The following is a 21,930-nucleotide window of genomic DNA, read 5'->3' as shown; positions in this document are numbered from 1 at the left end:
TCGAGTACCCCGAATTCACCCGAGGCGGCGGAAGTTGCCATTCCGCAGGCGAAAAGCGGCAAAGCCGACGGCCTCACGGGCGGCTCGGTGGCGCGTGAGCGCGTCACCGGCCCTGCCCGCTCGAGCACTGTCGGACCCGGCGGGCATCAGCCACCCCCGTCGGGCATCAGCCACACCCGCGTCGGGCATCAGCCTGCCCAGCGTCCGGAAGTGAAGGCGATGGCGAAGACCGTGGTCAGCGGGGCCGCGACACACAAGTACGTGTTCTTCACCCAGGTGTTGCGCAGGCTCCAGACAGCCAGTGCTGTCCACAGCGGCCACCACAGGAGGGTGGCGCGGGGAATGGACATGTACCAGTAGGAGGTGCCCAAGGCCCACAGGTTCAGGGCGATATAGGCAGCCTCGGGCCAGCGGCGGTGGCGCAGGAGGACGCCGAGCAGCAGTACGCCGATCACCACGGCGACGAGTTCCGCCTGGAACATCAGGGCGTATCCGGTGGTGTACCGGCCGTCGAAGCCTGCGTTCCAGGTGTGGGACCAGGCTTCCCACGGGGGATGGAACTCGCGGTGCCAGCCGCGTTCCTGGGCGTGCTTCCATGCCATCCAGTCGCCCGTCAGCCCGTGCAGGTACCAGGTGTAGACGAGTGCGGGGAGCGCGGGCAGGGCCAGCCAGGGCAGGGACCGCCAGGTGCGGCGCCCGTCCCGGGCGAGAAGGAACTCAACAGCCACGGCAGCGGCGAGGAACAGGCCGCTGACACGGGTGGTGGTGGCACACGCGGTGAGGATTGCCGCAAGTGCCCAGCGGCCTCTCTTCGCCCCGAGCCAGGCGGGCAGAGCCAGCGCGAGGAAGAGCGATTCGGTGTAGCCGGCCGCGAGGAAGACCGCGCACGGCGAAACCAGCACCAGCAGAACTGCCCGTTGTCCTGCGGCAGTTCCCGCGGTGAGGTGCGCGATACGGGCCAGCGCGAGCATCGCGACGGCGCCGGCCACCAGGGAGATCAGCAGCCCCGCGACCGTCCAGCCCGGAGTGACGAGGTGGACGGCGCGCAGGAGGAGCGGGAAGCCGGGGAAGAACGCCGCGCGGTTGTCGGGATGCTGGGGCGTGCTCTCGGCGTCGTTGAAATAGCCGTACTGGGCTATGTGCTGGAAGTGGTGCCAGTCCCACTGCTCCCACCGGGAGAGCATCGGCCCGGGCTCCTTGGCGTCCCGGCGATCGGGGAACAGCAGGCCGGTGCAGTACGCGGTGATCCACAGGCCGATGCGGGTGAGCAGATACAGCTGCAGTACGAGGCGGTCGGTGGGGCTGAGACGGGCCGCCAGGCGCGCGGGCCACGAGCGGGCCGGGCGCCGCGGACTGTGGCGGTGGGGCTTGTGCGGCCGCGCCGCCGCACCGTCCCCGCGCCCCGCCGAGGGCACGTGCTGGGGCGGGAGTGGCCGGCGCGGAGCGGTGTCGGGGGCTGCCGCGGACATGGATGAGCTCCGATCGGGCGCGCGCGGGCGCGCGGAATCGTCCGGCGGCGCGGAACGGTGCCGACGGGAAGGAGACCGCCCCGACATCGCGGGCGGTGGGAGGGGGCTGGAGGTGGGGCCGGTGGCCTACGACCCTGGCGGAGCGCTCGTCCCGGCCGTCGACGTCGCGGGAGGCGGCAGGGTGGGCGTGCTCTGGCCACCGGCAGGAGCGGTGGTCGCGCCCACACCGGACGGGAAGGAGCTCTCGCCCGCGCCGGGCGTTGCCGAGGAGGAGGAGGAGGTCCGGGAGGGGGTCGGGGAGGGGGGCTGGCCGGGGGAGTCCGGAGACGGCGCGGGGCGGGGGGTGGTGGCGGGGGGGTAGCTCTTGGTGGAGCCGGAGAAGACCCCGGCGGCGACGAGGCCGCTCATGCCACCGACCACCAGGAGGACGGTGAGTGCGAGGGTGGTGAGCCTGCGGAGCCGTAGGCGCTCACCGCGGGCCGTGATCTCCGAAAGGGGTGCCGGACTGCTCTCGTTCAGCGCGGTGGCTGCCAGGTTCTTGAGGGCGGCGGCCAACGGGTCGTTGTCGTGCTCAGGCACCGTGCGCCTCCTGGATGTGAGGGTCCTGCAGGTGGCCGGCCAGCGCTGCCCGTCCCCGGGACAGATGCGTCTTGACCGTGCCGGTGGCCAGGCCCGTCTCCCGGGCTATCTGCTCGACCGACAGATCGCATACGTAGTGCAGGGCCACGGTCCTGCACTGCTGGGGCGACAGGCCCTTCAGGGCTTGGACCAGAACGATCGAACCGGGATCGGGAGCGCTGACGGGCGGCGCGCCGCCGTGCCGCTGCCAGGCCTGTTCGGTGCGGCGACGCCCGTGCCGGCGCCGTACGGCGAGCCGCCAGGCCACCGTACGGATCCACGCCTCGGGCGCACCGTCCCGCGCCAGCTTCCTGCGCCGGCTCCAGCCCTTGACGAATGCTTCCTGCACGACGTCCTGCGCTTCATGCAGATCGCCGAGCATCACGTAGAGCTGTCCGGTGAGCCGTTTGACCGCATGGGCGTAGAACTCCTCGAACTCTTCAGCGGTCAATGACGTGCTCCAAATCTGTTCGGTTCATCTTCTCTAGACCTGGCGAGGTCCATCCGGTTGACAGCGAAGGTCATCCGGTTTCGAGAGATGCCGAAGTCCCCAGAGGCGTGCCCCTGGCGATGAGCAGGGCCACGTCGTCGTGATCTCCGGGGCGTCGCAGCGCGTGCAGAAGCACGTCGCAGGTCTCCTCCAGGGAGCGCTGAGGCTCGTTGAGCAGGTCGAGGAGGACGTTGAGGCGTTCGTCGATGGCCTGGTCGCGGGTTTCGACCAGGCCATCGGTGTAGAGGACCAGCTGGTCGCCGGGGCGCAGATCGATCGTGGTGGTGTGGAAGGCCACGTCACCGACGCCGAGCGGGGCGCCGGTGGGCAGGTCGAGCAGTTCGGGCGGCAGACCCGGGCGTACCAGGACGGGGGGCAGGTGCCCGGCGCTGGAGATGAGGACCTGGGAGTCGTGGGGGTCGTAGACGGCGTAGACGCAGGTGGTGATCGTCTGCCCCATCCGGTCGCTGATGTGGTCGAGGTGGTGGAGCACCCGGGCGGGGTCGATTTCGAGCTCGGCCAGCGTGCGTGTGGCGGTGCGCAGTTGCCCCATCGTGGCGGCGGCGCTGATGCCGCTGCCCATGACATCGCCCACGACCAGCGCCGTCTTGTCACCCGTCAGAGGGATGACGTCGAACCAGTCGCCGCCCACCTCACTGGCTGCCTGGGCGGGCAGATAACGGTAGGCCACCTCCAGGCCGAGCTGGTCCGGTGGCTGTTGGGGAAGCAGGCTGCGCTGGAGGGTGAGGGCGGTGTTGCGCACCTGCTGGTACCAGCGGGCGTTGTCGATGCACACGGCGGCCCGCGCGGCCAGTTCGCCGGCCAGGACCTCGTCGTCGGCATTGAACGGTTCCGGGTTGCGGATGCGCTTGAGGTCCAGGGCGCCGAGGACTTCGCCACGGGCGATCAGCGGTACGGCCAGGTACGAGTGCACTCCCGCGTCGGACAGCAGCGTGGCGGCTTCGGGACAGCGGGCGATGCGCGGCAGGTCATCGCTCCGCACATGCGACACCCGGACCGGGAGACCGGTGTTCACGCACTGGGTGACCAGCCGGTCGGCCTCGTACCGGGCCACATCACCGGGCGGATCGGCCGCGCGCAGGGCGTCGGTGGGGTGGGCGGCGGCCACGGCGAGAGCACGGAAGACCGCGGAGCCTTCGCGTATCGCGGTGGCCGAGCGGCCGTTGAGGACGCTGTCGAGCACATCCACCGCTGCCACGTCGGCCAGCTCCGGTACGGACACCTCGGCGAGCTCGCGGGCGGTCTGGTCGAGGTCGAGCGTGGTGCCGATACGGATGGAGGCGTCGGCGATGAGCGCGAGGAGCTTCCGGGCCCGGGCGGCCTCGGTCGTGGCGCGATGCCGCATGGTGACGTCCACGACGGAGGTGGCCACCCCGAGAACCTTCCCGTTGGGCGCCTCCAGCCGGTAGAAGGACACCGACCAGGCGTGCTCCTGGTCCGGATCGGCCGGGGTGCGCCCCACGGATTCCTGGTCGAGGATCGGGATACCGGTGGCCAGTACCTCGGTCATGGCGGACTCGATGGCATCGGTGTCCAAAAACGGCACGGCCTCCCGGACATGCCGGCCAACATGCTCGGCGGCGGGCAGACCGTTGATGCGCTCCAGCGCCGGATTGACCATGACGTACCGCAGATCGGTGTCGATGACCGCCAGCCCGATCGGGGACTGGAAGATGAGCCGGGTGGACAGCGCCAGGTCCCGCTCCACCCCCCGCAGTGTCGCCTGGTCGGTGGCCAGACCCAGGGCGTAGAGGCCCTTCCGGTCGTCCTCCAGCCGCATGTTGCGGAACTCCACCAGCAGCGTGCGGCCATCCTTGTGCCGTACGGGATAGACACCCGCCCAGCTTCCTTCGCCCGCCATGACCTGCGCGAACAGCCGGCGCACCAGGTTCTGGTGCTGCTCGTGGATCAGCAGCCGGCCCGCGAACCGGCCGAGCGCCTCCCCCGTGGTGTAACCGAACAGTTCTTCGGCCTGCGGGCTCCACAGCGCGATCCGCCCGTCCGCGTCCAGCACCACAGCGGCGACACGAAGTACGTCCATCAAGCCGCCCGGCTCGGACGGTCTGGCCCGCGGCTGGGCACGCTCGGGCGGGAAGGAGCCGCTTGCACCCATCCAGGACCTCCTCCAGCCCGCCGTCACCGCTTGATGCCCAGTGTGATGCCCAGAGCCCACTCCTGTACCGACTCCGGCCGCAGAGCCCACTCCTGTACGGACCCCGGCCCCGGTGCGGAATCCGGCCCGCGCCGTCGCCGCCCGCATCTCCCGCTGACTCTCATGGTCTCTCCCGCCCGGCCGACTCGGCACCCCCGCGCACACAGCACACGCTTTCGCGGCAGGCGCACCCCGTCACCCGGGCAGGCTCGGTCACCCGGGCAAAGCTCGGGCCGGACCTGTCCGGGCACGGTGAATTCTCCCGCGGCGTCACAATGGTGGGGAGAGACACGCCCACCGTTGCGGAGAGGCGGGAGATTCCTGTGCCGTACATCGCTGTGACCGCCCTGAGCCATGTCGGGCTGGTGCGCGAGCACAACGAGGACAGCCTCGTCGTCGGACCGTGGACGCTGTGCGGCACCGTGACCGAGAACCCCCAGACGATGCTGTTTCCCCTCGGCACTCCGCTCGTCGTCGCCGTGGCCGACGGGCTCGGCGGGCAGCCGGCCGGCGAGGTGGCCAGTGCGCTGGTCGTCCGCCGGCTCGCCTCGCTCGGGCCCTCACTGGACGGCGAGGACGCCCTCCACGACGCCATGGAAATCTGCAACCACGCGGTGTACGCGGCCGCCGACGGCGATCCGGAGCTGGTCACCATGGGGACCACGGTCGCGGGCGCCGTCGTGCTGGCGGACTCGCTGCTGACGTTCAATGTCGGCGACAGCAAGGTGTACGCCGCACCCCAGGACGGGCTGCGTCAGGTGAGCGTGGACGACAGCCCGCCGCCGGAGCCGGGGCGGCGCACCACGTCCCTCGTCACACAGACGCTCGGCGGCAGCCCCGTGTTCAGAGCCGTCACGCCCCATACAGCGGCCTTCCCGCTCTCCGCGGGCGATCGTTACCTGGTCTGCACCGACGGCCTGACCGACCCGGTGCCGGACGACGAGCTCGAGGACCTGCTGCGGGTGCACGACGACGGCAGGGCCGCGTTCGAACTGTGGAAGGCCGCCATCGAGGCCGGAGGCCCCGACAACATCACGTTCGCGGTGATTCGCATCGGCGAATAGGGCCCGTCACCGGCCAGTCTGCCGGGACGGCTGTCGGACGCCCCTGACAAGGTGTCATACTGCAGCTGTAGCCCTTCGTGCATCCCCCGTCGCGAAGGGCTACATTTTTGCGCCGTCGGCGCGGCACGCAGGGCACACGGCGGCTGCCGAGTGCGACGGCCTCACGGGCAAGGGACTCCCCTCGTGGCCCCCTGCCCGTGTTTTTTTGAGTTAACAGTGACGTAGAGTGTTTGTGCAAGCCCGGATCCGACCGCGGGGCAGGATGCTCCGCAATGTCACGGATACCGAGGCGCCCGCGTCAAGGTCCGTTACAGTACGGGCCCGTTGACCGAAATCGAACACCGCGCATCGTCGGATGAGTGCACGAGCGGCGGACGTGAACGTGGGGATTCTGATGGACAACGGCGGAGAACACGGCGACCACGGAGAGCACCCGGAACACGCGGAGCACTCGCCGGAGCTGAGGACGTTGCAGCAGAAGGTCGAGTACATGGTGGAGAAGACCTTCCCCGGCCAGAAGATCTCGGGACGGACCTTCGCCGACCTGGTCAAGGAGCGAGGCGGTTCGCTCTCGCACAGCTACTTCTCCAACATCCTCGCCGGGAAGGTCACCGACCCGTCGGAGGAGATCCTCAAGGCACTCGGGCTGGGCTTCGGCGTGGACTGGCGTTTCTTCAAGGAGGAGTCCGAGGTCGTCGACGATGTCGTCGCCGGTCTCCAGTTCCTGGTGAAACGGCGTACCGGCGAGATCACGGGCCTGGCCGGCCGCGGCCTCGGCGACGACTGTCCCGCCCCGGAGCTGCTGCAGTTCGCCCTCTCCCTGCTGGAGGACACCAAGCCCGGGAAGGACGCCGACGGCGGGGAGCCGGAACCGTAGCGACCGTACGTTCATCGGCGCCGGCTCCACCGTCGGCCGGACCCTCTTCATGCGGTTCAGCGTCGTCGACTTCATGCAGTTCAGCGTCGTCTCGACCGGCCCGGCGGAACCTTCGCGCGTAACCCCGGCAGGTCCTGCAGTCCCTGGAGAGAACAGCGTGTGCAGCACCGCGACGGCCCGTATCGTCACCGACATCCTTCAGCCCCGCAACGTCCTGCTGATCGGCATGCTCGGGATCGGGGCGGCCGCCGCGGGGGACTGGACCGGTCTGCCGTGGGGACTTCTCGGCGCCCTGTGCGCCGGCCTCATTCCCGCCGGCTACATCGAGTGGGAGCGCAGGCGCGGAACGTGGGGCGACCGGCACGTCGTCGACCGCACCGCGCGGGCACCGATCTTCTTCGTCATCCTCGGTTCCCTCGGCTCCGGCACCGTCGTCATGATCCTCGGCCGTGCACCCACCGGCATTCTCGTCACGATGCTCTCCCTGTGGGTGATGACCGTCCTTCTCCTGGCCGTCAACACCGCCTGGAAGATCTCGGTGGACTCCGCGGTCGCCTCGGCCGTCGTGGCCCTGCTGGCCGTGGTGCACTCCCCCTGGTGGCTGCTCGCGTACACCATGACCGTCGCCGTGTGCTGGTCGCGCGTCGCGTTGAGCTACCACACCGTCGCGCAGACAGTCGTCGGCGCAGCCGTCGGCGCGGCAACCGCAGCCGGGTTCCTGTTCGTCTGATCCGGCGCGGTACGCCCGGCGATTCAGCCGGGCGGTTCAACCGGGCGATTCAACCGGGCGATCAGTGCCCCGAAGCGGGCCTGCCGGCGGCCGCGACGGCCGGCTGGAACGATGGAGTGGGACCGTCCGACCCGTTGTGCTGTGCGGCCCAGTTGTCCAGCGCGGTGCGGCAGGCGTGGTCCAGGTGACGCAGTTCCGTCAGGTCCAGCTCGACGGGCGTGTCACGGGGCAGCGCCTCGAGTGCGTCGAGGATCTTGGGCAGTCGCAGGAAGGTCGCGTTGCCCGTGACGGAGACGATCAGCCTTCCGCCGGTCAGCTCGCGTACGTCCAGATGGACATGGGAGGTCTCCCACGCGGTCTTCACGACGGCGAGCAGCAACCCGAGCAGGACGCCCTCGAACATGTTGGTGACGACGATGGCGACCGCGGTCACCCCGAGGATCACCGCCTCGCCCCGGTGTTCGCGCCACAGCGGCACCAACTGCCGTACGGGTACCAGCTTCGCTCCGGCGTGCACCAGGACGCCCGCGAGCGCGGCGAGCGGGACCACGCCGAGGGCGGCCGGGAGCAGCGCCGCGAACAGCAGCAGCCAGAAGCCGTGCAGGACGCGGGAGAGCTTGGTACGAGCGCCTGCCTGGACGTTGGCCGCGCTGCGGACGATCACGGCGGTCATCGGCAGCGCGCCGAGGACACCGCACACGGCGTTGCCCGCGCCCTGCGCCATGAGTTCCTTGTCGTAGTCCGTGCGCGGACCGTCGCTCATGCGGTCGACGGCCGCGGCACTGAAGAGGCTCTCCGCGGAGGCGATGAGGGTGAAGGCGAGCACGGTGCCGATGACGGACAGCTGGGCGAGACCACCGAGTTCGCCGAGGCCGGGCGGCTGGACGGACTCGAGCAGACCGTGCACCTCCACCTTGGCGACCGGCAGTCCGAGCGCCGCCGTGGCGATGGTGGCGAGAGCGATGGCCGCGAGCGGGCCGGGGACCATCCGTACCTTCGCCGGCATCCACTTCCACAGCACCAGGAGGGCGAGGGTGCCGGCACCGACGGCGAACGCCGAGAGTGCCCCGGTGCTGCCGACGACATGGGCGGCGAGGCCGGGCAGCCCGGCGATCTTCCCCAGGCCGCTGTCCGGCTGGTCTGCGTCGGCCATGGCGTAGACCTGGCCGAGGATGAGGATGAGGCCGATGCCGGCCAGCATGCCCTGGACGACGGCCACGGATATCGCCCGGAACCAGCGGCCCCAGCGCAGGGCTCCGAAGACGATCTGAAGGACGCCCGCGGCGAGGACGATGGCGCCGAGGGACGCGAGCCCGAACTGCTGAACGGCCTCGTGCACCAGGACCGTGAGTCCTGCCGCGGGCCCACTGACCTGGAGCGAACTGCCCGGCAGACAGCCGACGACGAGTCCGCCGACGATGCCGGTGATCAGGCCGAGTTCGGCGGGTACGCCGGAGGCGACGGCGACGCCGACACACAGCGGGACGGCGACGAGGAAGACGACGAGTGACGCGAGGACATCGCGCCGGAGTGCGAGGGGACTGGGCCTACTGAGCTTGGGGAGCACGAATTCTCCGGTGTTGAGCGGATGGTGCGCGGGGCAGTGGCGGGAGCGTCCGGACGCACCGGCAGTGGCGGGAGCGTCCGGCCCGCGGCGCCGGGCCTACAGCAGCAGGCAGCGGGCCTACAGCGGCTGAAAGGTCCCGGCCTGCGGCCGGTGGCTGTGGACGGCCCCGGTGTGCACCTCGTAGAACCATGTGTCCAGGGAGATCCGCCCGCTTGCGGTCGCCTCGCGGACACACGGGTACTCCCGCAGCCGTTGCACCTGGGCGAGTGCGTGCCGCTGGACGGCGTCGGCGAGGTCGGGTGAGGGCGCGGCCGCCGCAGCCGCCTCGCCGCAGCGCGGTGGCTGGGGAGCGGCGATGTCGAGCCAGCCGCGTACGGCGGGGGCGGCGCGCAGATCGTCGTCGCGCACCAGGGCGCCGACCGCTCCGCAGTGCGAGTGGCCGCAGACGACGATGTGCCGCACGCCCAGGACGCGCACGGCGTACTCGATGGTCGCGATCTCGCCGGCGGGGTGCTCATGGCTGTACTCGGGGACGATGTTGCCCGCGGTGCGCAGCTCGAACAGATCGCCGGGGCCCGCCCCGGTGATCAGGGAGGGCACGACGCGAGAGTCGGAACACGTGATGAAGAGGACCTGCGGTGACTGCCCGGCCGCGAGCCTGCGGAAGTCCTCGCTGCGCTCGGCGCAACGGCTCTCGAAGGAACGGGCGTGCGCGATGAGTTGGTGCATGGCGGCCTGCCTCCTACGTGCCCCGGGGGCACGTGGTGTGGTCGGGTCATGGGGCGAATCGGCGTGCGCTGCATCGACATTGACGAGGCGACGGCGTGGGCCCGGCGCGGGAGGGACCCACCGCCGGGAGTGCCTGGTGAGCACTGGCCACACCATGGCTCAGTGATCCTGAAGCGGACCTGAAGAGGGCGCATCCGGGCGGCAAATGGGCGAAGAAGAAGGCCTGTTGATACAGGTCCGGCCCGCGAGAGGGCCCGGATCGAGTCCCGAATCGAGGCCCGGACCGAGGCTGGGATCGAGGCTGGGATCGAGGCCCGGACCGAGGCCCGGACCGAGGCTGGGATCGAGGGCCGCACCGAGGGTCGGCGCCCCCGTGGGCGCCCGGGCACACGAGGGCGGGCAGCGGGACCGTCACCCCAGCAGCGTCACTCCAGCAGGGCCGGAAGGCCGGCGAAGGAGTCGAGCACGTGGTCCGGTGTTCCGTCCGCCGCCCGGTGCGTCTCGGGCAGGTACTTGCCGGTCTTGACCAGTACGCCCGTGATTCCACTGCGCTGGGCCGCCAGGACGTCGGATTCGATGTCGTCGCCCACCATCAGTGTCCGGGACGGGGCGGTGCCGAGGTGCGCCAGCGCGGTGGCGAAGAACGCCTCGGCCGGCTTCCCGGTGACCTCCGCCTCGACGCGGGCGGCCCGCTCCAGGCCCAGCAGGAAGGCCCCGGTGTCGAGATCGAGCCCCTCCGCCGTACGCCAGTACAGGTTCCGGTGCATGGCGACCAGCCGGGCTCCGCGCTGCAGATGGCGGAAGGCCGCATTGAGAGCCGCGTAGCCGAACGTACTGCCCGCGCCGCCGAAGACGACCACGTCCGGGGGCTCCCCCTCGCCTTCGTCGACGAGCGTCACACCCTCGAGGTCGTCCCGCACGTCACCGTTGTTGAGCAGCAGGCAGCGGGCGCCCGGATAGTGCTCCTGCAGGTAGGCGGCGGTGACGGCGGGTGCGGTGAGGATGTCGTCGACGCCGACCGGAAAGCCCGCCCCGGCCAGCTTCGCGGCGATCGAGGCGCGGGTGCGTGAGGTGTTGTTGGTGACCAGCGCCAGCGGGAGTCCCGCGGCGCGCAGCCGTTCCATGGCCGCCACGGCGCCGGGCAGCGGCTTCCACGACACCGTGAGTACGCCGTCGATGTCGATCAGGACCGCTCGGATTCGTTCCATACGACCGACCGTCCCCGACTTGCCAAATGACCGCAAATGGGGTTATTACGAAATAGGTGTGGACGTGGCTTCTGTCTCCCCTGGGTAAGGGGGTGAACCACTGTGCTGTTCACCGATCGCACGGATGCGGGCCGGCGGCTTGCCGAAGAGCTTCGGCATCTGGAGGGGGAGAAACCCGTGGTCCTCGGCCTGCCGCGGGGCGGCGTCCCGGTGGCCTTCCAGGTGGCGCGGGCGCTCGGCGCGCCGCTCGACGTGATCGTCGTCCGCAAGCTCGGGGTCCCGTACCACCGTGAGCTGGGCTTCGGCGCCATCGGTGAGGGCGGGGTACGGGTCATCAGCGACGACATCGTCCGCCTCAGCCGGGTGCGGCGGGAGGAGCTCACAGCCGTCGAGCACGCCGAGGAGGCGGAGCTCGTACGGCAGGCGCGGCGGTTCCGCGACGACCGGCCGCGGCTGGCGCTCGAGGGCCGGACGGCGATCGTGGTGGACGACGGGATCGCGACCGGCGCCACGGCCGCGGCCGCGTGCGAGGTCGTACGGGCGCAGGGCGCGGCCCGTGTGGTGCTGGCCGTTCCGGTGGCGCCGCCGGACGCGGTCGCCTGGCTCCGCACCAAGGCGGACGAGGTGGTGTGCCTCTCCACGCCGCGCATGTTCTCCGCCGTCGGCGAGTGGTACCAGGACTTCTCCCAGACCCCCGACGAGGAGGTCGTCGACCTGCTGGCGCAGGCCACCGCGTCGGCCGGCCGGCCGGAGGTCACCTTGGAGGTGGGGGTCGAGGTGGACGCGGGCGGCGTCCGGCTGGCCGGGGATCTCACGCTGCCGCAGAGCGCCGGGGCGGTCGTGATGTTCGCCCATGGCTCCGGCAGCAGCCGGCACAGCCCACGCAACCGGTCGGTGGCAGCGGCCCTGAACCGGGCGGGGCTGGGCACCCTGCTCTTCGACCTGCTCACGCCTGCGGAGGAAGCCGACCGTGCGAACGTCTTCGACATCGAGACCCTGGCCGGGAGGCTGGCCGACACCACCCGCTGGCTGCGCGGCCACGAGCCCGTCGAGTCCCTCCCGATCGGCTATTTCGGGGCGAGCACCGGAGCCGCGGCGGCGCTTGCGGCCGCAGCCTCCGTGAACGCGGGCGGCGGCACGGACATCGGCGCCGTGGTCTCCCGGGGCGGCCGGCCCGACCTCGCCGGGCCGCGGCTCGCCGACGTACGGGCGCCCACGCTGCTGATCGTGGGCGGCCACGACACGTTGGTGCTCGAGCTCAACCGCAAGGCCCAGGAGGAGCTGCGCTGCGAGAACCGGCTCGAGGTCGTCCCGGGCGCCACCCACCTCTTCGAGGAACCGGGAGCCCTGGACGCGGTCGCCGGCCTCGCCCGGGACTGGTTCACCAGGCACCTGGTGGCGCAGGCCGGGTGACGCCCACTCACCGGCGTTCGGCGGCAAGGAGAACGCGCCGGTCGGCGCACCTCGAACTCCGCCGCATCCAGCACGGGCCGGTGGTCGGGCAGCCGCCGACCGGGCGTCCACCGTGCCCGCGGCCATCGCTTGATCGCAGCCGCACGCGGGGCTGCCCGAGAGACGTCGGCACCGATGAGGCGGGTCTCGCTCCGCGCGGCCGTCCACAGTTCCGGCCGCCCCGCCCACAGTCGGCGTCCGCCGGTGCGTGCCCCGGGGAGAAGCCTCAACCCGGCGCCCCTACGCCCCGGTTACTCACCGGGACATGCCTGTGGATGCGCAGGGACTGCGGGTTCTCGTCGTCCTCGTACCGAGCCAACCCACTGCGCGTCTGCCGTCCCCGCCCTGTTCCCACACGCCCCGGGCGTGCACAAGAACGCCGTCGGCGGCACAAGAACGGCACTCGCGGGCGGCCCCGCGCACACCATCGCGCTGCCGGCGGCGGTCGGCACCGCACAGCCTCTTCCGTAGCCTGCGTTCGGCCCGTGAGGTACACGGACGAACTGCCCGGTACCCTGATCCGGCTGCGGACTGTGCTCGTCCCGCTCCGGGTGAAGTCGCCTCCGCAGCAGTCGGGGTGGGCTTACGTGATCGAGGTTGGTGCGCAGGTGCTGGTGGCGGATCGGTACCGGCTGGACACCCCTATCGGGCGTGGCGGGATGGGTGAGGTCTGGCGCGCCACGGACGAGGTTCTCGGGCGGCCCGTCGCCGTGAAACTGCTGCTGGACAGTGAAGTTGACGCCTCGGCGACCGCCCGCTTCCGCCTGGAGGCGCAGACCGCTGCCCGGCTGAGCCACCCTCACCTGGTGGCGGTGTTCGACTTCGGTGCGTGGGACGACCGTTTCTATCTCGTCATGGAGCTCGTCGAGGGCGTCAGCCTTGCCCAGGTGCTCGCCTCGGAAGAGGCGCTGAGTCCCGAGAGGGTCGCGCACATCGCCGCTCAGGCGGCGGCCGGGCTGGCCGTGGCGCACCGTCAGGGCGTCGTCCACCGGGACATCAAGCCCGGCAATCTGATGCTGGACGGCGAGGGGACCGTCAAGATCGGTGACTTCGGCATCGCCCGGTTCCTCGACGACCCCTCCGCCGCGCTCACCACCGCCGGGCAGATCGTCGGCACCAGCCTCTACCTGGCTCCCGAGCGGGCACTGGGCCGGACGGCGGGCCCCGCGTCCGACATGTACTCCCTCGGCTGCGTGCTCTACCAACTGCTCGTCGGACGGCCGCCCTTCCGGTCCGACACCGCGACCGGCACGCTGTATCAGCATGTCGACGCCGTTCCCGTACCGCCCAGACAGCTGGGTGCCGCGGTGTCCCCGGCCTTCGAGGCGTATCTGCTGGGGCTGCTGGCGAAGCAGCCCGAGGACCGTCCCCCGGCCGAGCAGGTGGCCGACTGGTTCCGTTCGGACGCCTGGCGCGGGCGCCCGGAACCCATGCCCCTGGCCATGCCGATGCCGGCGCCCATGCCGGCGCCCATGCCGGCGCCCATGCCGAACCCGGCGCCGATGCCGAACCCGGCCGTGAGGCGCGCGCCCTCCCCGGCAACGCGGCCGGCACAGGCACCGCGAGCACCACGAGCACGACGGGCGGCAGGAGCGGCACGAGCACCGCGAGCGGCAGGAACGGCAGGAGCGGCGCGAGCGCACGACGCGGAGGCCGGGCCCGCGACGGTCTACCGGCTGCCGGCAGCCACCACCGTACGAACGGACTCCTCCCACCGCGCGAAGCCTGCCCGGCGGACCGGTGCCCGGGCGCTCGTCCGGCGCCGGCCACGTGTGGCGAGCGCCATTGGCGGCGCGGTCGCCTTCCTTGCGGCCGTACTCATAGGAATGGCCCTGTTCTCTCCCGAAACCGGCTCCGCCGACAGTCCGCCGGCCGAGCCGCTGTCGGAACGCCGCTGACGGCTCACATGAGGGTGACCATCAGGCCGAGCGCCACCAGCGCGACAAGGCAGCCGTAGAGCGCCAGTGTCACGGAGTGGGCTTCGGCGGACGGGTCGGCGTTGCCCGCGCGGGACAGGCCGAGGGCCGATCTGAGGACCAGGGCGAGCGCGGCCGCGGAGAACGCGGCGATCAAGGAGTAGATCACGCGGCGAGAATCTCACGGGCCGTCAGGTTTCGCATTTCGGGACATATGAGGGCGTAATCGAGCGACAGAAACCCGCCCGGAGGCTCAGGCCGGCGGCGTCCCGCCGAACTCCGTCAGCGCATCGGTGAGCCACTTCGTCCAGAACGTCTCCAGCTCGATCCCGCCCCGCAGCACCAGATGCCGCAGCCGGTCCTGCTCCGTCGCCTGCCGCTCCGGCGGGAAGTCACGGGCCTCGATCGCCGTGTACTCGTCCAACTGCCGCCGGTGCAGTGCAAGGTGACGTCCCAGCTCCGCCCCCAGCCCCTCGCTGCCGACCACACCCGCCGCACGCAGCCGCAACAGCAGCGGGTCGCGGACCGGCTTGGGGTCCTCGGCCTTCGCGACCCAGGCCGTCAGTTCCTCACGGCCCGCGGGCAGGACCTCGTACTCCTTCTTCTGCCCGCGGGTCGGCTGCGCGGGCGCCAGGGCGCGGATGTGGCCCGCCCGCTCGAGTTTCCCCAGCTCGCGGTAGATCTGCTGGTGGGTCGCCGACCAGAAGTAGCCGATCGACCTGTCGAAGCGGCGGGTCAGCTCCAGCCCCGAGGAGGGCTTTTCGAGCAGGGCCGTGAGGATCGCGTGCGGGAGGGACATGGCCCGCATCCTAGGCAGGGAGCGTCACAGCGTCGCCGCGAGCCGGGTGCCCTGGTCGATCGCGCGCTTCGCGTCCAGCTCCGCCGCCACGTCCGCGCCACCGATCAGATGCACCGGCTGTCCCGCGGCGCTCAGCTCCTCGTACAGCGCGCGCTGCGGTTCCTGGCCCGTGCACAGCACGACCGTGTCGACCGGGAGCACGGTCGTCTCCCCGTCCACGGTCACATGCAGGCCCTCGTCGTCGATCCGCTCGTACGTCGCCCCGGCCGTGGTCGTCACCCCGCGGTGCTTGAGCTCCGTGCGGTGGATCCAGCCCGTCGTCTTGCCGAGCCCCGCGCCGACCTTGCCGGTCTTGCGCTGGAGCAGGTGCACGGCCCGCGGCGGCGCGGGGCGCTCCGGGGCGGCCAGGCCGCCCGGGGCGCTGTAGTCGGTGTCGACGCCCCACTGACGGAAGTAGATTCCGGCGTCCAGGCTCGCGCCCTCGCCGCCGTCCGTGAGGAACTCGGCGACGTCGAAGCCGATGCCGCCCGCGCCGATGACGGCGACACGCTTGCCGACGGGCGCACCGTCGCGCAGGACGTCGAGGTAGCTGAGGACGCTCGGGTGGTCGACGCCCGGGATCTCGGGGGTCCTGGGGGTGACTCCGGTGGCGACCACCACGTCGTCGTACGCGGCCGCGGTCAGGTCGGCGGCGGTGGCCCGGGTGTTCAGCCGCACCTCCACGCCGTGCAGTTCCAGCTGCGTACGGAAGTAGCGCAGGGTCTCGTTGAACTCCTCCTTGCCCGGGATCCGCTTGGCGACGTTCAGCTGGCCGCCGATCTCGGACGCCGCGTCGAAGAGGGTCACCTCGTGGCCGCGCTCGGCCGCCGAGACGGCGCAGGCGAGTCCGGCAGGACCCGCGCCGACCACGGCGACGCGCTTGCGCAGGCGGGTCGGGGAGAGGACGAGCTCGGTCTCGTGGCAGGCGCGCGGGTTGACCAGGCAAGAGGTGATCTTGCCGCTGAAGGTGTGGTCCAGGCAGGCCTGGTTGCAGCCGATGCAGGTGTTGATGGTCTCCGCGCGGTCAGCCTTCGCCTTGGCGACGAAGTCGGGATCGGCGAGGAAGGGGCGCGCCAGCGACACCATGTCCGCGCGCCCCTCGGCGAGCAGCTGCTCGGCGATCTCCGGGGTGTTGATGCGGTTGCTGGTCACCAGCGGGACCGAGACGGACCCCATCAGCTTCTTGGTCACCCAGGTGTACGCGCCGCGCGGCACCGATGTCGCGATGGTGGGGATACGGGCCTCGTGCCAGCCGATCCCGGTGTTGATGATCGTCGCTCCGGCCTTCTCGATCTCCTTGGCGAGAGTGATCACCTCCTGGAGGGAGGAGCCGCCGGGCACCAGGTCCAGCATGGAGAGCCGGTAGATCAGGATGAAGTCCTGGCCGACCCGCTCGCGGGTGCGGCGGACGATCTCCAGGGGGAGGCGGATGCGGTTCTCGTACGAGCCGCCCCAGCGGTCGGTGCGATGGTTGGTGTGGCGCGCGATGAACTCGTTGATGAAGTAGCCCTCGGAGCCCATGATCTCGACGCCGTCGTAGCCGGCGGACTTCGCCAGCGCCGCCGCCCGTACGAAGTCCTCGATGGTCTCCTCGACCTCGGCGTCGGTCAGCGCATGGGGGACGAACGGGCTGATGGGAGCCTGGATGGCGCTGGGCGCGACCAGGTCGGCGTGGTACGCGTACCGGCCGAAGTGCAGGATCTGCATCGCGATCCGGCCGCCCTCGGCGTGCACGGCGGCGGTCACCTTCCGGTGGCCTGCCGCCTCGGCCTCGTTGGTGAGTTTCGCGCCGCCCTCGTAGGGGCGTCCCCGGTCGTTGGGGGCGATGCCGCCCGTGACGATGAGGCCGGCGCCGCCGCGGGCGCGGGCGGCGTAGAAGGCGGCCATGCGCTCGAAGCCGTTCTCCGCCTCCTCCAGGCCGACGTGCATCGAACCCATCAGCACCCGGTTGGGCAGCGTGGTGAACCCGAGGTCGAGCGGGCGCAGCAGATGCGGGTACGGGCTCATCGCGCTCGGGCCGGAGCTCGGAGTCGCGCTCGGGCCGGAGCTCGGAGTCGGAGTCAGGTTCGGGCTCGGGCTCGGGCCGGGGCTCGGAGTCGGGTTCGGGCTCATCGGGGCGCCTCCTCGCGCAGGGGTCGACGGTTCAGTTCTAGTCGCCCCGAGGCGATTATGCAACAAAGTGCAAAAGCGTTTTCCTGCGCGGCACCCGCCGATCCGGAATCATGATCCGGAGCCGGACGGGGGGTCCGGCCGGAGGCCTTGCGGGGGAGCGGACAGACATGTGGGTCATCGGCGCGCTGGTCGGCGCCTTCTCGGTGGTCGTCCTGCCACCCCTGCTCGCCCGCCGGCTGCTCGGCATCCAGGCAGGCCCGTCACGGGTCGTGCTGGCCGGCTTCGTCGGGAACGCCCTCTCCGGGTCGGTGGTCGGCCCCCTGTTCCAGTCCCAGGGACCGCGTCCCGAACTGTTCACGCTGATGGTCGGCCTGGGCATGCTGGCCTCCATGGTGACCCTGGTCGCCATGGACCTGGTGGCGCCCGGCGGGCTGCGCCCGCTGTCGTGGGCCCAGCGGCTGCGCGGCCGGCTGGCGCGCGTACACCGCTACTCGCAGATCGTCCGGATCGCAGGACGCCACGGACTCGGCCCGTACATCGGCGGCCGCGGCCGACCGCGCGACACCCGCCACGAGCTGCTCGCCCAGGAGCTGCGGCAGGCCCTCCAGGCGGGCGGCACCACCTTTGTGAAGCTCGGGCAGCTCATGTCCACCCGGCGCGATCTGCTGCCCGCCCCGTACATCGAGGAGCTCAGCCACCTCCAGGACCAGGTGCCCCCTGCCCCCTGGGCGGAGGTGGAGGCCGCGCTGCTGGCCGGCCTCGGCGCCCCGCCCGACGAGGTGTTCGCGGAGTTCGACCACCTCCCGCTCGCCGCCGCCTCCATCGCCCAGGTGCACGCCGCCGTGCTGCACGACGGCACCCGCGTCATCGTCAAGGTGCAGCGGCCGGGGATACGGGACCTCGTCGAACGTGACCTGGACATCGTGAACCGCCTCGCCGCCACCCTCCAGAGCCGCACCGACTGGGGCAGCAGCCTCCGTCTGACCGAGCTGGCGCAGGGTTTCGCGGTGGCGCTGCGCGAGGAGCTCGACTTCCGGGTCGAGGCCCGCAACATGAAGGCGGTACGGCACGCGGCCGAGGCCCGCAAGGACGGCAGCGTCCACATGCCGGTGCTGTACGAGCAGCTGAGCACCGAACGCGTTCTGGTGATGAGCCGGATCGACGGCGTACCGCTCGGCCAGGCGCGGACCGAGAGCGAGGAGCACGGCAGGGCGCTCGCCCGGACGCTGTTCACCGCGCTCCTCAACCAGATCGTCTACGACGGCGTATTCCACGCCGATCCGCACCCCGGCAACATCCTGCTGCGTCCCGACGGCTCCCCCGCGCTGCTGGACTTCGGCTCCGTGGGCCGGATAGACGCCGGTCTGCGGGATGCGATGGCCGGGCTCTTCCTCGCCGTGGACCGCGGCGACCCGGCCGCGCTGCGCGACGCCCTGCTCGAGATCACCGACCGGCCCGAGGACGTCGACGAGCAGCGGCTCCAGCGGGCACTCGGGCAGTTCAGCGCCCGCCACCTCGGACACGGCTCGGCCCCCGGCACCGAGATGTTCACCGATCTCTTCCGTCTGGTCGCCGACTTCCGGCTCGCCGTGCCGCCGGAGATCGCCGCGGTGTTCCGGGCGCTCGGCACCCTGGAAGGCACCCTCGACCGCGTCTCGGCGGGCTTCAACATGCTGGCCGCTTCCCGTTCGTACGCCTCCGACCGCCTCACCCAGCAGCTGGGATCGGAGACCGCGCGGGACGCGGTGCGCGACGAACTGATCGCCCTGCTGCCGGTGTTGCGCAGACTGCCGCGCCGACTGGACCGGATCGGCAGCGCGCTGGAGGACGGGCGGCTCGGCGTGAGCGTCCGCCTGCTCGCCGACCCGCGCGACCGGCGGGTCGCCGGTGAGCTGCTCAGCCGCGTACTGCTGACCTTCCTCGGCATCTTCTTCGGTGTGACGGGGGTCCAGCTGCTGGGCACTGCGGGCGGACCGCAGCTGACCGCTTCGCTGAGTCTGTACGCGGTGATCGGCTACCACCTGCTGGTGCTGTCGGCCGCGGTCGTGCTGCGTACGGTCCACGTCCTTACGCGTCCACTGTCCTGACGGGTCGTCCGGCAGACAGTCCGACAATTGTGCTGATCATCCGTTCGGGTGACCGCGGCCACCCACGCGGCCGAGCGGCCATACCGTGGTCCAGTGGCCTGTTGGGAGCAGTTGAGCGCACTGGGGATCGCGGCAGTTCTTGGCCCGCAGGGGGTTGCCTTAGGTATTTCACTGGCTGATGCGGCCGATGCACCGAAGCCGGTTTCCGTGTCGGTTCCGGTCTCGGTGCCGGTTCCGGTCTCGGTTCTGGTCTCGGTGTCGGTTCCGGTTCCGGTTCCGGTGTCGGTTTCGGTGTCGGTGAACCTCGAGAACTGCCCGCCGCCGCCCGAACCGACCCCGCCGCCGCCGGCGCCCGAACCACCCGAACCGCCCGCTCCCGAGCCGCCCGAACCGACTCCGCCGCCGCCCGCTCCCGAGCCGCCCGAGCCGACTCCGCCCGCTCCGGAGCCACCGTCGCCGTCGCCCGAGCCACCGCCACCCGTGCAGCCGCCCGAGCCGCCGGAGCCGCCGCGTGCCAAGGTCGTACCGCCGGCGGACCCCCCGCGGGAGACCGTTCCCCGGACGGCCCCGCCCGCCCCCGCGCGCCCGCCCGCCGCGGGTCCCGGGCCTTCGCCGTCGCCCGTCTTCGCGGCACGCAACTACCGCCGGGCGCCCGGGAGGAAGGCCGCCACCGGGGCGTCCCTCGTCACCCTCACCCTGGTGACCAGTACCCCTGCGGTGCTCGCGGCGGCACTCCTGCGGCCCCGCTCACAGTCCGCCGCCCGCCGCGGCCGCGCCTGACCCCCACTCGCCACCATCCACACGATCCGAATCACCGGCACCACCCGCCCCCACCACCACAGCACTTCGGAGAACCCTCATGTCGGAATGGCTGGTCCTTGCCATCGCGATGGCCATCGCCTGCGCCCTCGTCCTTGTCATCACCGTGCTCAGGCATCGCAGGCTGAACCGGGCAGGCGCAGGCGCAGGGGCCGGGGCGGGGCCGGTGGAGACCGCCGAGACCCCCGACGTCCTCGAGTACATGACGATGATGGTCGGCGTCGTGTACGCGATCGTGCTCGGTCTGGCGATCGCAGGCGTCTGGGAGGCGCGCGGCACGGCGCAGGACGACGTACGCCGCGAGGCGCAGGCGCTGCACGAAGTCACCCAGCGGGCCCAGGTCTACCCGGCCGGCGTGCAGAAGCAGCTGCGTGCGGACATCGACGCCTACGTCTCCCATGTCGTCCACCAGGAGTGGCCGCGGATGATCAACCGCCACGAGCTGTCCGGCCGGGGCGCGGAACTGCTCGACGTCGTACGCAAGGACATTGCGGAGCGTGCGCCGGCGAGCGAGCTGGAGGCACAGGCGTACCAGCCGATGGTCGACCAGGTCGCGATCGCCGAGGACGCGCGCAACGCACGTGCGCAGAACGCCGGGGAGACGCTGCCGGGCGTCGTGTGGTTCGGCCTGATCGCCGGGGCACTGATCACGGTCGGGCTGATCTTCACCATGCAGATCGGCCGTTCACCCCGGGAGCTGCTGCTGGCCGGGGTGTTCAGTGCCCTGATCGCTTTTCTTCTCTTCCTGGTCTGGGACTTCGACGCACCCTTCGGCCGGTCGGGCTCGGACTCCGCGGACGCCTTCCACCAGCTGTTCACGAGCGCGGCGGGGCGGGGCTGACAGCTTCTGCGCGGCCCGACTGCACTGCCGGACTGCATGCCTGGACTGCACGGCTGGACTGCACGGCCGGAGAAACAAGCAAGGGGCCCCCGACGTCGCCGCCGTGCCGAGCGCCTGGCCCCGGCCGCGACGGCGGGAGCGCACGAGACGGGCGTCGTGGCCGCTCGCACCGTCTCCCGGGCTCACTTCTGGGCGTTCTCCCCGACGTAGAAGAGCAGCCAGATGAAGCCGGCGAAGAGGTGGGTGGCGAAGACATAGACGAAGACGCGGAGTGCGACGCCTCGCTCCTTCCAGCTCTCGCTCTCACTCACCACAGGCCTCCAGCCGGTCAGGTCCGGTACGTGGGGTGCGCCCCCGTCACAGAGTACGAGGGCCGACGCCGGGGACGCACCGAGTGAACCTGATTGTCCGATTTTGCGTAGTCTTGTATACGGCTACACGTACACGCATGCGTAGGGAGGCGGCGGGCATGGCAGAGGCGGGCAGGATCGTGGTCGGCGTGGACGGCTCCGTGCCGTCGCTCAAGGCCCTGCGCTGGGCCGTACGGCAGGCCGGGCTGTCCGGTGACACGGTGGAGGCCGTGATGAGCTGGGAGTACCCGGCCGCCGGCTGGGCGTCGATGGTGCCGAGCATGCCCACGGACTTCGACCCGGAGAAGCTGGCTGCCCAGATCCTCGACGACGCCCTGGAACAGACCCTCGGCGAGGACGGAGCGGCCGCCATCACCCGAACGGTCCGGATCGGGAACGCGGCTCAGGCCCTGATGGACCGGGCCGGGGGCGCCTCGCTGCTGGTGGTCGGTGACCGCGGCTACAGCGGCTTCGAGGCGACGATGCTCGGCTCGGTCGGGCTCCATGTCACCCAGCACGCACCGTGCCCGGTGGTCGTGGTGCGGGGCGAGGCGGGGACGGACTGAGCCGATCCGGGTACGGGAGCGGCG

The 21,930-nt window shown here is 71.3% G+C and carries 20 protein-coding genes; 9 read left to right on the top strand and 11 right to left on the bottom strand.

Annotation, left to right across the window (positions count from 1 at the left end; translation table 11 throughout):
* Positions 1-188 precede the first annotated feature (188 nt).
* The 4 genes from OG883_RS32655 to OG883_RS32640 form a co-directional block, all read right to left on the bottom strand.
* The gene (locus tag OG883_RS32655; protein WP_266548443.1) at positions 189-1,469 is read right to left on the bottom strand and encodes a glycosyltransferase family 39 protein; all 1,281 of its coding nucleotides are present in this window, start codon (positions 1,467-1,469) and stop codon (positions 189-191) included.
* A gap of 126 nt (positions 1,470-1,595) precedes the next feature.
* A complete protein-coding gene (locus OG883_RS32650; protein WP_266548441.1) occupies positions 1,596-2,048 on the bottom strand; it encodes a hypothetical protein in 453 nt (150 codons plus the stop codon).
* Positions 2,041-2,538 carry a SigE family RNA polymerase sigma factor gene (locus OG883_RS32645; RefSeq protein ID WP_266548438.1) on the bottom strand — a complete coding sequence of 166 codons (498 nt, stop codon included), beginning with the start codon at positions 2,536-2,538 and terminating at the stop codon, positions 2,041-2,043. The genes OG883_RS32650 and OG883_RS32645 overlap by 8 nt, the downstream gene beginning before the upstream one ends.
* Before the next feature lie 70 nt (positions 2,539-2,608).
* The gene (locus OG883_RS32640; protein ID WP_266548436.1) at positions 2,609-4,711 is read right to left on the bottom strand and encodes a SpoIIE family protein phosphatase; all 2,103 of its coding nucleotides are present in this window, start codon (positions 4,709-4,711) and stop codon (positions 2,609-2,611) included.
* Between the two features lie 362 nt (positions 4,712-5,073).
* Between OG883_RS32640 and OG883_RS32635 the strand changes: the two genes are divergently transcribed.
* The 3 genes from OG883_RS32635 (at position 5,074) to OG883_RS32625 (ending at position 7,421) form a co-directional block, all read left to right on the top strand.
* Positions 5,074-5,814 (top strand): PP2C family serine/threonine-protein phosphatase, encoded by a 741-nt coding sequence (locus OG883_RS32635; RefSeq protein ID WP_266548434.1) that lies wholly within the window; start codon positions 5,074-5,076, stop codon positions 5,812-5,814.
* Between the two features lie 394 nt (positions 5,815-6,208).
* Positions 6,209-6,691 (top strand): hypothetical protein, encoded by a 483-nt coding sequence (locus OG883_RS32630; RefSeq protein ID WP_266549678.1) that lies wholly within the window; start codon positions 6,209-6,211, stop codon positions 6,689-6,691.
* Between the two features lie 157 nt (positions 6,692-6,848).
* Positions 6,849-7,421: a hypothetical protein gene (locus OG883_RS32625; protein WP_266548432.1), complete on the top strand. Its 573-nt coding sequence runs from the start codon at positions 6,849-6,851 to the stop codon at positions 7,419-7,421.
* 61 nt (positions 7,422-7,482) lie between these two features.
* Here the strand turns inward: OG883_RS32625 and OG883_RS32620 are convergent, their stop codons facing one another.
* From OG883_RS32620 to OG883_RS32610, 3 genes are all read right to left on the bottom strand, one after another.
* A complete protein-coding gene (locus OG883_RS32620; protein WP_266548430.1) occupies positions 7,483-8,988 on the bottom strand; it encodes a SulP family inorganic anion transporter in 1,506 nt (501 codons plus the stop codon).
* Positions 8,989-9,105: 117 nt separating this feature from the next.
* Positions 9,106-9,717: a carbonic anhydrase gene (locus OG883_RS32615; protein WP_266548428.1), complete on the bottom strand. Its 612-nt coding sequence runs from the start codon at positions 9,715-9,717 to the stop codon at positions 9,106-9,108.
* 425 nt (positions 9,718-10,142) lie between these two features.
* Positions 10,143-10,925: an HAD-IIA family hydrolase gene (locus tag OG883_RS32610; protein ID WP_266548425.1), complete on the bottom strand. Its 783-nt coding sequence runs from the start codon at positions 10,923-10,925 to the stop codon at positions 10,143-10,145.
* 102 nt (positions 10,926-11,027) lie between these two features.
* Between OG883_RS32610 and OG883_RS32605 the strand changes: the two genes are divergently transcribed.
* Both OG883_RS32605 and OG883_RS32600 read left to right on the top strand, forming a co-directional pair.
* A complete protein-coding gene (locus OG883_RS32605) occupies positions 11,028-12,338 on the top strand; it encodes an alpha/beta family hydrolase (protein WP_266548422.1) in 1,311 nt (436 codons plus the stop codon).
* 647 nt (positions 12,339-12,985) lie between these two features.
* Complete coding sequence (locus OG883_RS32600; RefSeq protein WP_266549676.1) at positions 12,986-14,275, top strand: serine/threonine-protein kinase; 1,290 nt, start codon at positions 12,986-12,988, stop codon at positions 14,273-14,275.
* Positions 14,276-14,279: 4 nt separating this feature from the next.
* Here the strand turns inward: OG883_RS32600 and OG883_RS32595 are convergent, their stop codons facing one another.
* The 3 genes from OG883_RS32595 to OG883_RS32585 all read right to left on the bottom strand — a co-directional run bounded on the left by OG883_RS32595 (position 14,280) and on the right by OG883_RS32585 (position 17,138).
* On the bottom strand, positions 14,280-14,462 hold the full coding sequence (locus tag OG883_RS32595) for a hypothetical protein (RefSeq protein WP_266548420.1): 183 nt from the start codon (positions 14,460-14,462) through the stop codon (positions 14,280-14,282).
* An 84-nt stretch (positions 14,463-14,546) separates the two neighbouring features.
* Positions 14,547-15,092: a PadR family transcriptional regulator gene (locus OG883_RS32590; RefSeq protein ID WP_266548417.1), complete on the bottom strand. Its 546-nt coding sequence runs from the start codon at positions 15,090-15,092 to the stop codon at positions 14,547-14,549.
* A 24-nt stretch (positions 15,093-15,116) separates the two neighbouring features.
* A complete protein-coding gene (locus OG883_RS32585) occupies positions 15,117-17,138 on the bottom strand; it encodes an FAD-dependent oxidoreductase (protein WP_266549674.1) in 2,022 nt (673 codons plus the stop codon).
* A 272-nt stretch (positions 17,139-17,410) separates the two neighbouring features.
* Here OG883_RS32585 and OG883_RS32580 point away from each other — a divergent pair, with 272 nt between their 5' ends.
* The 3 genes from OG883_RS32580 (at position 17,411) to OG883_RS32570 (ending at position 20,990) form a co-directional block, all read left to right on the top strand.
* Positions 17,411-19,330: an AarF/ABC1/UbiB kinase family protein gene (locus tag OG883_RS32580; protein ID WP_266548414.1), complete on the top strand. Its 1,920-nt coding sequence runs from the start codon at positions 17,411-17,413 to the stop codon at positions 19,328-19,330.
* A 291-nt stretch (positions 19,331-19,621) separates the two neighbouring features.
* Positions 19,622-20,110 carry a hypothetical protein gene (locus tag OG883_RS32575; RefSeq protein WP_266548411.1) on the top strand — a complete coding sequence of 163 codons (489 nt, stop codon included), beginning with the start codon at positions 19,622-19,624 and terminating at the stop codon, positions 20,108-20,110.
* A gap of 79 nt (positions 20,111-20,189) precedes the next feature.
* Positions 20,190-20,990 (top strand): DUF4239 domain-containing protein, encoded by an 801-nt coding sequence (locus OG883_RS32570; RefSeq protein WP_266548408.1) that lies wholly within the window; start codon positions 20,190-20,192, stop codon positions 20,988-20,990.
* A gap of 182 nt (positions 20,991-21,172) precedes the next feature.
* On the opposite strand, the gene OG883_RS32565 is transcribed toward OG883_RS32570, so the two are convergent.
* On the bottom strand, positions 21,173-21,301 hold the full coding sequence (locus OG883_RS32565; protein ID WP_266548404.1) for a DUF6126 family protein: 129 nt from the start codon (positions 21,299-21,301) through the stop codon (positions 21,173-21,175).
* Between the two features lie 137 nt (positions 21,302-21,438).
* On the opposite strand from OG883_RS32565, the gene OG883_RS32560 reads away from it, so the two are divergent.
* A complete protein-coding gene (locus OG883_RS32560) occupies positions 21,439-21,906 on the top strand; it encodes a universal stress protein (RefSeq protein WP_266548401.1) in 468 nt (155 codons plus the stop codon).
* The last annotated feature ends 24 nt before the right edge of the window (positions 21,907-21,930 follow it).

It is taken from the genome of Streptomyces sp. NBC_01142 (assembly GCF_026341125.1).
Taxonomy (GTDB): domain Bacteria; phylum Actinomycetota; class Actinomycetes; order Streptomycetales; family Streptomycetaceae; genus Streptomyces.
The sequence above is the reverse complement of the archived record's forward strand: the minus strand, read 5'-3'. Positions and strand labels throughout refer to the sequence as shown.

Coding starts and splice junctions, on each gene's coding strand:
- OG883_RS32655 (WP_266548443.1), bottom strand. CDS start 1,469: ATGTCCGCGGCAGCCCCCGACACCGCTCCGCGCCGGCCACTCCCGCCC.
- OG883_RS32640 (WP_266548436.1), bottom strand. CDS start 4,711: ATGGGTGCAAGCGGCTCCTTCCCGCCCGAGCGTGCCCAGCCGCGGGCC.
- OG883_RS32630 (WP_266549678.1), top strand. CDS start 6,209: ATGGACAACGGCGGAGAACACGGCGACCACGGAGAGCACCCGGAACAC.
- OG883_RS32615 (WP_266548428.1), bottom strand. CDS start 9,717: ATGCACCAACTCATCGCGCACGCCCGTTCCTTCGAGAGCCGTTGCGCC.
- OG883_RS32610 (WP_266548425.1), bottom strand. CDS start 10,925: ATGGAACGAATCCGAGCGGTCCTGATCGACATCGACGGCGTACTCACG.
- OG883_RS32590 (WP_266548417.1), bottom strand. CDS start 15,092: ATGTCCCTCCCGCACGCGATCCTCACGGCCCTGCTCGAAAAGCCCTCC.
- OG883_RS32585 (WP_266549674.1), bottom strand. CDS start 17,138: ATGAGCCCGTACCCGCATCTGCTGCGCCCGCTCGACCTCGGGTTCACC.
- OG883_RS32580 (WP_266548414.1), top strand. CDS start 17,411: ATGTGGGTCATCGGCGCGCTGGTCGGCGCCTTCTCGGTGGTCGTCCTG.
- OG883_RS32570 (WP_266548408.1), top strand. CDS start 20,190: ATGTCGGAATGGCTGGTCCTTGCCATCGCGATGGCCATCGCCTGCGCC.
- OG883_RS32560 (WP_266548401.1), top strand. CDS start 21,439: ATGCGTAGGGAGGCGGCGGGCATGGCAGAGGCGGGCAGGATCGTGGTC.